The sequence below is a fragment of the Cupriavidus sp. SIMBA_020 genome, from assembly GCF_046535395.1.
In the GTDB taxonomy this organism is placed as follows: Bacteria; Pseudomonadota; Gammaproteobacteria; order Burkholderiales; family Burkholderiaceae; genus Cupriavidus; species Cupriavidus campinensis.
The window spans coordinates 17,882-30,597 of sequence record NZ_JAWRWU010000023.1 but is presented as its reverse complement, the minus strand read 5'-3'; the positions used below and the strand labels follow the sequence as shown (position 1 = coordinate 30,597).

Annotated in this window: 12 protein-coding genes; 8 read left to right on the top strand and 4 right to left on the bottom strand. The window is 68.9% G+C overall.

Features of this window, described 5'->3' with window-relative positions; all coding sequences use genetic code 11:
* Nucleotides 1-65 precede the first annotated feature (65 nt).
* From SB751_RS27215 to SB751_RS27195, 5 genes are read left to right on the top strand one after another with little or no spacing between them, the layout of a single operon-like run.
* Nucleotides 66-962, top strand: coding sequence for an AAA family ATPase (locus SB751_RS27215; RefSeq protein WP_144203141.1), 897 nt, complete (start codon nucleotides 66-68; stop codon nucleotides 960-962).
* Nucleotides 963-966: 4 nt separating this feature from the next.
* Nucleotides 967-2,229, top strand: a complete 1,263-nt coding sequence (locus tag SB751_RS27210; RefSeq protein WP_284459578.1) for a vWA domain-containing protein — start codon at nucleotides 967-969, stop codon at nucleotides 2,227-2,229.
* On the top strand, nucleotides 2,189-2,752 hold the full coding sequence (locus tag SB751_RS27205; protein WP_211943991.1) for a CoxG family protein: 564 nt from the start codon (nucleotides 2,189-2,191) through the stop codon (nucleotides 2,750-2,752). Before SB751_RS27210 ends, SB751_RS27205 begins: the two co-directional genes overlap by 41 nt.
* On the top strand, nucleotides 2,725-3,780 hold the full coding sequence (locus SB751_RS27200; RefSeq protein ID WP_144203132.1) for an XdhC family protein: 1,056 nt from the start codon (nucleotides 2,725-2,727) through the stop codon (nucleotides 3,778-3,780). The genes SB751_RS27205 and SB751_RS27200 overlap by 28 nt, the downstream gene beginning before the upstream one ends.
* Nucleotides 3,777-4,394: an NTP transferase domain-containing protein gene (locus tag SB751_RS27195; RefSeq protein WP_144203130.1), complete on the top strand. Its 618-nt coding sequence runs from the start codon at nucleotides 3,777-3,779 to the stop codon at nucleotides 4,392-4,394. The genes SB751_RS27200 and SB751_RS27195 overlap by 4 nt, the downstream gene beginning before the upstream one ends.
* Nucleotides 4,395-4,425: 31 nt before the next feature.
* Here the strand turns inward: SB751_RS27195 and SB751_RS27190 are convergent, their stop codons facing one another.
* The 3 genes from SB751_RS27190 to otsB all read right to left on the bottom strand — a co-directional run bounded on the left by SB751_RS27190 (nucleotide 4,426) and on the right by otsB (nucleotide 8,550).
* Nucleotides 4,426-5,820 (bottom strand): trehalose-6-phosphate synthase, encoded by a 1,395-nt coding sequence (locus tag SB751_RS27190; RefSeq protein ID WP_092291779.1) that lies wholly within the window; start codon nucleotides 5,818-5,820, stop codon nucleotides 4,426-4,428.
* Nucleotides 5,821-5,851: 31 nt separating this feature from the next.
* On the bottom strand, nucleotides 5,852-7,609 hold the full coding sequence (locus SB751_RS27185; protein WP_211944002.1) for a glycoside hydrolase family 15 protein: 1,758 nt from the start codon (nucleotides 7,607-7,609) through the stop codon (nucleotides 5,852-5,854).
* Nucleotides 7,610-7,737: 128 nt separating this feature from the next.
* Entirely contained in the window at nucleotides 7,738-8,550 is an 813-nt protein-coding gene (gene otsB / locus SB751_RS27180; RefSeq protein ID WP_410748748.1) for a trehalose-phosphatase, read from the bottom strand.
* A gap of 42 nt (nucleotides 8,551-8,592) precedes the next feature.
* Between otsB and SB751_RS27175 the strand changes: the two genes are divergently transcribed.
* The 3 genes from SB751_RS27175 to queF are packed head-to-tail and all read left to right on the top strand — an operon-like array spanning nucleotide 8,593 to nucleotide 11,235.
* A complete protein-coding gene (locus SB751_RS27175; protein WP_144203125.1) occupies nucleotides 8,593-8,814 on the top strand; it encodes a hypothetical protein in 222 nt (73 codons plus the stop codon).
* On the top strand, nucleotides 8,811-10,391 hold the full coding sequence (ilvA, locus tag SB751_RS27170; protein ID WP_144203122.1) for a threonine ammonia-lyase, biosynthetic: 1,581 nt from the start codon (nucleotides 8,811-8,813) through the stop codon (nucleotides 10,389-10,391). The genes SB751_RS27175 and ilvA overlap by 4 nt, the downstream gene beginning before the upstream one ends.
* 10 nt (nucleotides 10,392-10,401) lie before the next feature.
* On the top strand, nucleotides 10,402-11,235 hold the full coding sequence (gene queF / locus SB751_RS27165; protein ID WP_144203119.1) for an NADPH-dependent 7-cyano-7-deazaguanine reductase QueF: 834 nt from the start codon (nucleotides 10,402-10,404) through the stop codon (nucleotides 11,233-11,235).
* A 93-nt stretch (nucleotides 11,236-11,328) separates the two neighbouring features.
* On the opposite strand, the gene SB751_RS27160 is transcribed toward queF, so the two are convergent.
* On the bottom strand, nucleotides 11,329-12,699 hold the full coding sequence (locus SB751_RS27160; protein ID WP_410748747.1) for a carbohydrate porin: 1,371 nt from the start codon (nucleotides 12,697-12,699) through the stop codon (nucleotides 11,329-11,331).
* Between the last annotated feature and the right edge of the window lie 17 nt (nucleotides 12,700-12,716).

Below are 12,716 nucleotides of genomic sequence, written 5' to 3'. Positions count from 1 at the left end.
TTCGCATACTATTTCCAGAGAAGCGCCTGACTGGCCCCCCACGTATCGCGCAGAGAAACGCCCCCATGCTCCCCGCCTCCATCGACGACACCGCCGCGCTGCTGCACCGCCAGCAGTATTTCGCCGACCGCGAGACGGCGACCGTGCTTTATCTCGCCCTGCGCATGCAGCGCCCGCTGTTCCTGGAGGGCGAGCCCGGCGTGGGCAAGACGGCGCTCGCGCAGGCCATGGCGGCGGCGCTGGGTACGCGGCTGCTGCGGCTGCAGTGCTACGAGGGGCTCGATGCCGCCAGCGCGCTCTACGAATGGGATTACCCGCGCCAGATCATGGCGCTGCGGCTGGCCGAGGCGCGCGGCGAGCGGCCCGAGCAGCAGTCGCTCTATCACGACGATTTCCTGCTCAAGCGCCCCCTGCTCGAAGCCCTGCTGCCCGACCCCGCCGCGCCGGGCGTGCCGCGCGTGCTGCTGATCGACGAGATCGACCGGGCCGACGAGCCGTTCGAGGCCTTCCTGCTCGAAGTGCTGTCCGAATACCAGGTGTCGATTCCGGAGATTGGCGTGGTACGGGCCGAGCGGCCGCCGCTGATCGTGGTCACCTCCAACCGCACGCGCGAGGTGCACGATGCGCTCAAGCGGCGCTGTCTCTACCAGTGGATGGGCTACCCGGACCGCCAGCGCGAGCTGGAGATCGTGGCCGCCCGCGCGCCCGAGGCGGCGGTGGCGCTGCAACATCAGGCGATCGACTTCATCCACCGGCTGCGCGGCATCGACCTGTTCAAGGCGCCCGGCATTGCCGAGGCGATCGACTGGTGCCGCGCGCTGGCCGCGCTGGGCGTGACCGAACTGGACCCCCAGTCGGTGCGCGACACGCTGGGCGTGCTGCTGAAATACCAGGACGACCTCGCCCGCGCCGATGGCCCCACGGTGGCCGAACTGCTCGCCGGCGCCCCGCCGGAGCGCTAGCGCCATGCCGCACGCTACCCCGGCCACCCCGAGCCTCCCCATGCTCGCGCGCAACGTCACGCATTTCATGCGGCTGTTGCGCGATGCCGGCTTCGGGCTGTCGCCGGCCCACGCCGTAGATGCGCTCGACGCGCTGCGTCATATCGACATCGGCGCGCGTGGCGAGGTGCGCGCCGCGCTGGCCGCGCTGGTGCTGTCGGGCCCCGACCAGCGCCCGCTGTTCGACGCCGCCTTCGACCTGTTCTGGCGCGACCCGGACTGGGAAGGCAAGATGCGCGCGATGCTGCTGCCGCGCGTGGATGCCGGTGCGCCGCCGCCCAGGCGCAGCAACCGGCTCGCCGATGCCCTCGCCGCGCGCCAGCCGCCGCCATCGCCCGGCAAGCCCAACCCGCCCGCCCGCGAGGAGCGCTTCACCGCCCCCCTGACGTTTTCCGATCAGGAACGGCTGGCCCAGCGCGATTTCGAGACGCTGACCGCCGAGGAATGGCGCGCGCTGCAGCACCTCGTGCGCACGCGGCGCGCCCACCTGGCGCTCCAGCGCACGCGCCGGCTGCGCGCGGCCGCCTGCGGCACCCACGCCGACCTGCGCGCCAGCGCGCGGCTGGCCGTGCGCCAGCATGGCGAATGGCTGCGCTGGAAATACCGCAAGCATGCCGAGCGCAAGCCGCCCGTGGTGCTGCTGCTCGACATCTCGGGCTCGATGAGCCAGTACTCGCGCGCGGTGCTCTACTTCTGCCACGCGCTGATGCAGTCGCGCGAGCGCATGCACGTGTTCCTGTTCGGCACCCGGCTGACCAACGTCACGCGTGCGCTGCGCGAGCGCGATCCCGACGAGGCCGTCGCACTCATCACCGGCCAGGTGCGCGACTGGGCCGGCGGCACGCGCATCGGCGCGGCGCTGGCGCAGTTCAACCGCCAGTGGGCGCGCCGCACGCTGTCCGGCCGCGCCACGGTGCTGCTGGTCAGCGACGGCATCGACCTGGAACACATCGACCTGCTCGACGCCGAGATGGCGCGCCTGCGCCGTTTTGCGCACCGCATCATCTGGTTGAACCCGCTGCTGCGCTACGCCGGCTTCTCGCCGCAGGCGCGCGGCATGCAGGCCATCCTGCCGCACGTGGACGCGCTGCGCCCCGCACACAACCTCGACAGCCTGTTCGCGCTCGAATCCCTGCTGGCGGACGACGCGCGCCGGCCCTTCATCGCAACCCCCAAAGGAAGCCCCCATGGAGATGACCCAGACCCAGCGCCTGCCCGTGCCCCGTGACGTGGCATGGGGAGCCCTGAACGACACGGACGTCCTCAAGCAATGTATTCCGGGATGTGAGAGCATCGAGCCCGATGGCGAAAACGCCTACCTGCTGGCGATGACCGCCGCGGTGGGGCCGGTCAAGGCGCGCTTCAAGGGGCGCATGGTGCTGAGTGACATCCAGGCGCCGGAAAGCTATACGATCCAGTTCGACGGGCAAGGTGGCGCGGCCGGCTTCGGCAAGGGCACCGCCCGTGTTTCACTGGTGGATCAAGGCGACGAGACCGACCTGACCTATGTGGTGCACGCGCAGGTAGGTGGCAAGATCGCGCAGATCGGCTCGCGGCTGGTGGATGGCGCCGCGCGCAAGCTGGCCGAGGCCTTCTTCACGCGCTTCACCGAGACGGTGAGTGGCGGCAAGGAAGCCGAAGGCCAGGCAGTCAACGAGGAAGCCGACGCCGCGCGAGCGGATGGCGGCGATGAGCAACAAGGTAGCGAGAAGCGGAAACGATCATGGACAGCGTGGATCTCGAAGTCCTGAAGAGCAGCGTGCGGTGGCAACAGGCGCGCCACGGGGTATTGCTGGTGACGGTGGTGAGAACCTGGGGCTCGTCGCCCCGCCCCGAAGGCGCGATGCTGGCCGTGCGCGATGACGGCCTTGTGGTCGGTTCGGTCTCGGGCGGGTGCATCGAGGACGACATCATCGACCGCGTGCGGCGCGAGGGGATCCACGCCAGCCGCCCGGAGGCAATCAAGTACGGCATCAGCGCCGAGGAAGCGCACCGCTTCGGCCTGCCCTGCGGCGGCACCATCGAACTGGTGGCGGAGCCGCTCAAGGCTGCCAGCGGTATCGCCGAACTGCTCGATGCCGTGGAGAGCGGCCGGCTGGTCGCGCGCACGCTCGACATGGCCACCGGCGCCGCCACGCTCGGGCCGGCGCAGGCCACCGACGGCCTGGCGTTCGACGGTGACAAGCTGCTGACCATCCACGGCCCGCGCTACCGCATGCTGGTGATCGGCGCCGGGCAGCTGTCGAAATACCTGTGCCAGATCGCCGTGGGGCTGGGCTTCCACGTCACGGTCTGCGACCCGCGCGAGGAATACACCGAGACGTGGGACATCCCCGGCGTGACGATGGTACGCACCATGCCCGACGACACCGTCATGGACATGAAGCTCGACGAGCGCAGCGCGGTGATCGCGCTCACGCACGACCCCAAGCTCGACGACCTGGCGCTGATGGAGGCCCTGCGCACGCCAGCCTTCTACGTGGGTGCGCTCGGCTCGCGCCGCAACAACCAGGCACGCAGGGAGCGCCTCAAGGAATTCGACCTGACCGACCTCGAACTCGCCCGCCTGCACGGCCCGGTGGGCATCTACATCGGCAGCCGCACGCCGCCCGAGATCGCCATCTCGATCCTGGCCGAGGTCATCGCCGCCAAGAACCACGTCTCGCTGCCGGACATCCTCCAGGTGGAAGGCGCCAAGGCCGCGCGCGAGATCGCCGCGGGCGAGGCGGAATGCCCCGTGCTGCCCGCCACGGCAACGGCCACGGCCACACAGTCATGAAGAAGCCCGCACGCGCCCCGCTGACGCCGACCGACCTGCCGGTTGGCATCCTGCTCGCCGCCGGTTTCGGCAAGCGTTTCGATGCCACCGGTACACGCAACAAGCTGCTGGAGGTACTGCCCGACGGCCGCACCGTGGCGTGGCGCAGCGCGCGCACGCTGGCGGCGGCGCTGCCGAATTCGATTGCGGTGGTGCGGCCCGGCAACGCGGCACTGGCCGAGGAACTGCGGCGCGGCGGCTGCCGCGTGGTGGAAGCGCCCGATGCCGAGGCTGGCATGGGCGTGGCGCTGCGCGCCGGGGTGGCAGCGACTGCCGAGGCACGCGGCTGGGTGGTGGCGCTGGCGGACATGCCGTGGCTGCCGATGGAACTGGTACGCGCCGTGGCGCTGACCATCACCACGCCGGAAACCATCGCCGCGCCATGGCGCGACGGCAAGCGCGGCCACCCGGTCGGCTTTGGCGCCGCCTGGCGCGATGCCCTGCTGAAGCTCGACGGCGACGAAGGCGCACGCGCCTTGCTGACCGACCAGCCGGTCACCCGCATCCTGACCGAGGATGACGGCCCGTTCCGGGACATCGACACCCCGGGCGATCTGGCGCCGCGCGGCAAGTAGCCCGCACGGCGGCCTCATCGTCTGAACGGTCTTAGCCGCCCTCGGTCTCCATCAGCGTGCGCAGGTATTCCCGGCTCCACCAGTGCACGTCCTGCTGGCGGATGCGCTCGAGCAGCTTTTCATGCCGCGCCCGGCGCTCGGCCAGCGGCATGTGCAGCGCCTGCTGCACCGCCTGCGCCGTGGCGCGCGTGTCGTACGGGTTCACCAGCAGCGCTTCCTTGAGCTGCTCCGCCGCGCCCGCAAAGCGGGACAGCACCAGCACGCCCGGGTCTTCGGGGTCCTGCGCGGCGATGTATTCCTTCGCCACGAGGTTCATCCCGTCGCGCAGCGGCGTAACCAGGGCCACGCTGCTGGCACGGCACAGCCCCGGCAGCCGGCGCCGCGAGGTGGAGCGGTGGATGTAGCGCACCGGCATCCAGTCCAGCTCGCCATACTCACTGTTGATGGCCCCGGTGATGCCTTCCATGTCGCGCCGCAGGTCGGCATAGGCATCGACCGATTCGCGCGAGGGCGCCGCGATCTGGATCAGCGTGGCGCTGGAGCGGTTCTCCGGGTACTCCGCCAGCAAGACCTGGAACGCCTTGAGCCGCTGCGGCAGTCCCTTCGAATAGTCGAGCCGGTCGATGCCGAGCAGCAGCCGGCGCCGCGCGTACTGGTGGCGCATCATCTCGTAGGTCTCGCGCGCCTCGTCGCCGCGGCCCAGGTCGATGAACTCGTCCACGTCGATGCCGATCGGGAACGCCTGCGCGCGCACCGTGCGGTGGAAGGCGCGGAAGCGATACTCGCCCATCGGCTCGGCGCTGGCCTCGCCCTGCACGTAGCGTGAGAAGTGGTCGAGATCGGCCTGGCTCTGGAAGCCCAGCAGGTCGTAGGCGAACAGCGCCCGCATCAGCCACTCGTGCTGGGGGATGGCGGCGAGGATCAGCGGCGGCGGCAACGGAATGTGGAGGAAGAAGCCGATGCGCTGGCTGCATCCGATGGCGCGCAGCTCCGCCGCGAGCGGGATCAGGTGGTAGTCGTGGATCCAGATCACGTCGTCCGGCTTGAGCAGCGGCGCCAGCTTGCGCGCGAACAGCTGGTTCACGCGCCGGTAGGCGTTCAGGTTGCCGCCCGCGTCGAAGTCGGCCAGGTCCAGCCGGTAGTGGAACACCGGCCAGAGCACGCCGTTGCTGTAGCCCAGGTAGTAGGCGTCGTAGTCTTCGCGGCTCAGGTCCACCGTGGCCAGCGTCACGTTGCCGGCCTGCGAGATGTGCAGCTCGCCCTCGCCCGGCGTGCCGCCGTGGCTGGGTTCCACCGCGCGGCCGCTCCAGCCGAACCACAGGCCGCCGGTCTTGCTCAGCGCCTCAGAGAGCGCCACGGCCAGGCCGCCCGCCGCGTGGTTGCGCGGGTCGGCAACCCGGTTCGATACCGCTACAAGTCTTCCCATAGATCGCTTCTTGTTGTTGCCAATCCTGTCGTCAAATCACCGAATCCCACGGGGCGGAAAGCCGCATGGCGCCGTTGATCAGGCCGACCATCGAGTAGGTCTGGGGGAAATTGCCCCACATCTCTCCGGTGACCGGGTGTGTGTCTTCCGAAAGCAGCCCGAGCGGGTTGCGCGAGGCCAGCATGGCCTCGAAGATCTCGCGCGCCTCGTCGCGGCGGCCGATGCGGGCCAGCGCGTCGATGCGCCAGAACGTGCAGATGTTGAACGCGGTCTCGGGCTTGCCGAAGTCGTCGGGCGCCTCGTAGCGGCGCATGTACGGGCCGTCGCACAGCGAGGCCTCCAGCGCCTTGACCGTGGCGACGAAGCGCGGGTCCTTCGGGTCGATGAAGTTGACTTCGGCCATCAGCAGCACGCTGGCGTCGAGCTCCTTCCCGCCGAAGCTCTCCGCGAAGGCCTGGCGCGACTCGCTCCAGGACTCCTCCAGGATCTGCTTTTTCATGCGGCTGGCGTGGTCGTGCCAGTAGGCGGCGCGCGCCGGCTGCCCGAGCGTGTCGCCGATCTTGGCCAGCCGGTCGCAGGCGGCCCAGCTCATCAGCGCCGACGAGGTGTGCACGCGCGCCCGGGTGCGCAGCTCCCACATGCCGGCGTCCGGCGTGCCGAACACGCGCACGGCCTGCTCGCCGACTTCCTCCAGCCGCGCATACTCGGCCGGTCCGCCCCGGTGCAGCAGGCGATGGTCGTGGAAAGCCTGCGCGGCGCCGAGCACCACGTTGCCGTAGACATCGTGCTGGAAATGCTCCTGCGCCTGGTTGCCCACGCGCACCGGCCCCATGCCGCGATAGCCCGGCAGGTGATCGAGAATGCTCTCCGGCAGTTCGCGCTCCAGCCCGATGCCGTACAGCGGCTGGATATGGCCGTCCTGCGACTGCATCACCACGTTGGAGAGCCAGCGCAGGTAGTCCTCCATCGTGCCGACTTCGGACAGGCTGTTCAGTGCGCGCACCACGAAGAAGGCGTCGCGCAGCCAGCAGAAGCGGTAGTCCCAGTTGCGGCCGCTGCCGGGCGCCTCCGGCATGCTGGTGGTCATGGCGGCGACGATGGCGCCGGTTTCCTCGTACAGCGACAGCTTGAGCGTGATGGCGGCGCGGATCACCGCGTCCTGCCACTCGCGCGGCACGGCCAGGCGGCGCGTCCAGAGCCGCCAGTACGAGGTGGTTTCCTGCTCGAAGTCCCGCGCGGTTTCCTCCACGCCCTGCGCCAGCGTCTCGTCCGGGCCGAGGATGAAGTTGTAGCCGCGCGTGACCAGGAACGGCGTGTTCGAGAGCACGTAGGCCAGTGGCGCGTCCGTGGTCATGCGCAGCGTCATGTCCTCGCCGATAAAGCGCGCATGGCTGCTGCCGCGCGTCATCTGCGGCTTGTTGCGGCCCCAGTTGAAGCGCGGCGCCACGGTCACACGCACGCGCGGCGCGCCGCGCACCGGGCGGATGCGGCGTACCAGTGTCAGCGGCCGGAAGTAGCGCCCAAGGCGGAAGAAGCGCGGGCAGAAATCGGTGATTTCCAGGCAGTTGTCGTGCTTGTCGATCAGGTGCGTGCGCAGGATGGCCGTGTTCGGCTCATACCACTGCGTGGCCTCGACGAAGTCCTCGATCTCGATGGCCCAGTGGCCGGCGTTCTCGCTCGGGTCCAGCAGCGCGTTGAAGACCGGGTCGCCGTCGAAGCGCGGCATGCAGCACCAGACGATGCGGCCCCGGCCATCGACCAGCGCCGAGAAGCCGCAATTGCCGATCATGCCGAGCGAGAGCGACGGGTCGGCATAGCGGCACGAGGTGTCCGAGTCGGTGTTGACTGCCGGCGCCTCGGGCCGCTGCGCGGCGTTGGCGGCATCGGCGGAATCTGTGTGATCAGTGGCAGGCTGGTTCACAACAAATCCTCCCTTAAGGTCGGTGTGATGGTGGGGTCCCTGGGTGTCGCATCCGGGGCGGCGTCCCGGGTGGCCATCCAGTGCGTCAGTGCGTGGGCCGATTCGTGCAGCCAGCCGCGCAGTGCGTCGGGGCTGGCCAGCATCGCCGTGGCGGCGGTGGCGCGCTGGCCCACCAGCAGGCCCACGCCGCCCAGCTCGCGCACCACGACGAAACCGGCCTCGTCGGTCACGTCGTCGCCGGCAAACAGCGGCATGCGGCCCGCGAACGGCGGCGTGCGCATGAAGGCTGCGATGGCATCGCCCTTGTCCACGCCAGCCGGCTTGATCTCGACGACCATCTTGCCGGGCAGCGCTTCCAGGCCGACCGCGTCGCGCAGCACGTCGGCCACGGCGGCACGCACCAGCGGCTCCAGTTCCGGCACCTGGCGATAGTGGATGGCCACGGCGACCGATTTCCGTTCGAGTTGCAGGCCGGGGTGCCGGGCCACCAGCGCCTCCAGGCGCGGCAGCAAGGCGCCGATGCCGGGCGCCGGGGGCGTGATGATCCGTTCGCCGCCAGTGCGGAACTCCGCGCCGTGAATCCCGGCAGCGGGCAAACGCAAGGGTTGCAGGAAGTGGTCGAGCTCGGCCACAGGCCGGCCCGAGACGATGGCCAGCGCGCCGTCCAGGCAGGTATGCAACGCACGCAGCGTGCCAACCAGTTGGGGCTCTACCTGCACCAGGTCGGGGCGCGGCGCGAGGTCGGCCAGCGTGCCGTCGAAGTCCAGGAACAGCGCGATATGGGGTTCGATTAGGGGTAGCGGGGGCATCGCGTTAAACCGTAACACGTGTGTTTGACGAGCGTCCACCGGATGCTGTCCTACATCGCGGCCCGGCCCGGCTGTGGCGCTTTCGGCACCCACGCCGACACGCCGCGCGCCGGCGCGGCGCTGCCAGGCACGTTCCGCCCGCATCACGCCAGCGCCGCCCGGATGGGCGCCATCCATTATCATTGGCGGTTTCCGCCGAATTTTCCGGCTTTTTTTGCCCGCGCCTTGCCGCCCGACTATCGCGCCCCGCCCTGCCCATCATGACCGCCAAAACCGCAAAGACCGCCAAGCCAGCCCCCGCCACCAAGGCCTCCCGCGCCGCCACGCCCGACTACCTGCGCAAGATCCTCACCGCCAAGGTGTACGACGTGGCGCAGGAAACCGAGCTGACCTACGCGCACGCGCTGTCGGCCCGCACCGGCAACGCGGTCTGGTTCAAGCGCGAGGACACCCAGCCGGTGTTCTCGTTCAAGCTGCGCGGCGCGTACAACAAGATGGCGTCGCTGACGCCTGACGAGCTGAAGCGTGGCGTGATCGCCGCTTCCGCCGGCAACCACGCGCAGGGCGTGGCGCTGTCGGCGGCGCGGCTCCAGTGCAAGGCGATTATTGCGATGCCGACGACCACCCCCCAGGTGAAGATCGATGCGGTGCGCGAACGCGGCGGCGACTGGGTCAAGATCGTGCTGCACGGCGAGTCCTACAGCGACGCCTACCAGCACGCGGCGGAACTGGAGCAGAAGCACAAGCTGACCTTCATCCACCCGTTCGACGACCCGGAAGTCATCGCCGGCCAGGGCACCATCGCCATGGAGATCCTGCGCCAGCACCCGGGCCCGATCCACGCCATCTTCGTGGCGATTGGCGGCGGCGGGCTGATCTCCGGCGTGGCGGCCTACGTCAAGGCCGTGCGGCCGGAAATCAAGGTGATTGGCGTGCAGACCTTCGACTCGGACGCGATGAAGCGCTCGGTGGAAGCCGGCAAGCGCATCGAACTGAAGGACGTGGGGCTGTTCGCGGACGGCACCGCCGTGAAGCTGGTGGGCAAGGAAACCTTCCGCATCACGCGCGAACTGGTGGACGAGATCATCCTGGTGGACACCGACGAGATCTGCGCCGGCCTGAAGGACGTGTTCCAGGACACCCGCAGCATCCTCGAGCCGTCCGGCGCGCTGGCCGTGGCCGGCCTGAAGCGCTACGCCGAGCGCGAGAAGCTCAAGGGCGAGCAGCTCGTGGCGATTGCCTGCGGCGCCAACATGAACTTCGACCGCCTGCGCTTCGTGGCAGAGCGCGCCGAGGTGGGCGAGGCCCGCGAGGCCGTGTTCGCCGTGACGATTCCCGAGGAGCGCGGCAGCTTCAAGCGCTTCTGCGAGCAGGTGGGCACGCGCAGCGTGACCGAGTTCAACTACCGCATCGCCGACCAGGGCGTGGCGCACATCTTCGTGGGTGTGCAGATCGCCAGCCGCGCCGAGAGCGACAAGATCGCCGCCAACTTCCGCCGCCACGGCTTCGACACGCTCGACCTCTCCAACAACGAGCTGGCCAAGCAGCACATCCGCTACATGGTGGGCGGCCGCTCGCCGCTGGCGCACGACGAACTGCTGTTCCGCTTCGAGTTCCCGGAGCGGCCGGGCGCGCTGATGAAGTTCCTGTCGAGCATGAGCCCGAACTGGAATATCAGCCTGTTCCACTACCGGAACCAGGGCGCCGACGCCTCCAACATCCTGGTGGGCATCCAGGTGCCGAAGAACGAGAAGCGCGCCTTCCGCGACTTCCTTTCCACGCTCGGTTACGTACACTGGGACGAGACCGACAACCCGGTCTACAAGCTGTTCCTGTCCTGAGATCGCGATCATGACGCTCCCCGAACACTCGCCGCTGGGCAAGCCCTCGGCCTACAAGACGGAATACGATCCGACGCTGCTGTTCCCGATTCCTCGGCAGCCCAAGCGCACCGAGATCGGCCTGGCCGAAGGGCGCGCGCTGCCGTTCTTCGGCGTGGATATCTGGAATGCCTACGAGGTGTCCTGGCTGAACCTGAAGGGCAAGCCGCAGGTGGCGCTGGCGACCTTCATCATTCCGGCCGATACGCCGAATATCGTCGAGTCGAAGTCGTTCAAGCTGTACCTGAACTCGTTCAACCAGAGCAGGATCGCCTCGGCCGAGGCGCTTCAGCAACTGCTGCACCACGACCTCTCCGAGGCCACCGGCGGTACGGTGCAGGTGCGGCTGGTCACCGAGGCGGACCTCGGCACGCAGAAGATGGGTGAGCTGGACGGGTTGCTGCTGGACCGCCTGGACATCGAGACCAACATCTACGAGCCGGACCCGACCCTGTTGTCGGCGGATCAGGACGAGACGCCGGTGGAGGAATCCCTCATCTCGCACCTGCTCAAGTCGAACTGCCTGGTCACCGGCCAGCCGGACTGGGGCAGCGTGCAGATCCGCTACGTGGGGGCGCCGATCGACCAGGAAGGGCTGCTCAAGTACCTGATCTCGTTCCGCAACCACAACGAGTTCCACGAGCAGTGCGTGGAGCGGATCTTCACGGACGTGCTGCGCATGTGCAAACCGGTGAAGCTGGCCGTCTACGCGCGCTACACGCGGCGCGGCGGGCTGGACATCAACCCGTTCCGCACCAACTTCAACACGCCGTGGCCGGACAACCGGCGCAACGCGCGCCAGTAAGGCAGCAAGGCAGCAAGGCAGCAAGGCAGCAAGGCAGCAAGGCAGTAAGGCAGTAAGGCAGTAAGGCAGTAAGGCAGTAAGGGGCAAGCGCCCTCAAAACTCCGCGTGCGCGCGGATGCCGTAGAACTTGGCGGGGCCGCGGTCCCGGTTGTAGCCGGGATTGCGGATGTACTGGAAGTCCGGGCTCAGGCTCAGGGTCTTCCAGACCGCGAAACTGTAATAAATCTCGAACACTTGCTCCGGGCCGTAGCGCAGCGCGCCATCGCCCAGGAACGCGCCGAGGCCACCGGCCGCCAGGAAGTTCCGGTGCGATGAGCCGAGCATGTTCGCCGCCACCGCCACGCCCACCTCGTCGTTGGGCCGCCCCCATGCCGTGCCCTTCAGCGTGCCGCCGCCGGCCACCTGCCGGCCGATCTCGGTGAAGGCGTAGGTTTCGGTCTTGTCGTCCGACATATTGGCGCGGAAGAACACCCCCAGCGCGTCGGTCACCTCCTGCACCATCGCCACGCCGATGCCGAGCTTGCTGTGCTCGCGCCGCACGGCGGCAAGGTCCGGCGTCACGCCATTGGCCTGCCCGTAGGCGATGGCGTCGTTGAACGACGCCATGTTGGCCTTGTTCCGCCACAGCAGCAGCCGCGCCTGGCCCGGACGCCCGGCCAGCGCGTAGCGCTTTTCCAGTTCGAGGACATCGCCGTAGTGCTGGAACAGCCGCGTGTCCAGCTCGCGCCCGTTCGACTCCAGCGGCAGCAGGAAGTGGCCGAAGCGCGCCGACCAGCCATCGCCGATGTACTCCAGCGCCGCACCCCAGTTATAGCCGCGCGAATCGGCCGGGTAGTCGAACGAGCCGTGCGTCATGAACGACCAGTTCATGAACTGCGTGCGCGGGTCCGAGCCGTACGGGTTCTGGTCGAACACGTCGATCACGCCGAAGTTGCCGGCGGTCAGCACCACCCGGCGCTTGTCCACGGTGCGGGCGAACTGGTTGAAATCCGATTCGAGTTTCTCGTCCCCGCCGCCCAGGCCCCAGGTCTGGCGGATGAAGGCGCGCGCGCGATAGAACTTCGGGCTGGTGCTGGCCGTCTTGGCCAACTCCCCGTTAGACAGCCCGCCCAGGCCGTGCAGGTCCGAGAACGGCACGCCCTGCGCCACTTCCGGGTTGAAGTGGAACTCGGCGCCCTGCCAGAGCCGCAGGCCAAGGTCGAGCGTGCCCGTGAACGAGTAGCTCTTGGCACGCTCGGTGGTCAGGCTGTTCTCGCCCGAATACGCGGCGCCGAAGGACGGCTTGCGCTGCCAGATATAGGTGGTCTGCCCGTGGATGGCGAACGGGCTTTCGGTGTCGGGCTCGGCGGCAGGGGCGGGGGCAGGGGCAGGCTGGGCAACGGCGTCCTGGGCGAACGCGCCGGGCGCGGCGGCCAGCGTCGCCCAGGCCAGGCCGGCGCAGGCCATCAGTCGGAAACGCGGCATCGGGAAATTCGGCTGGG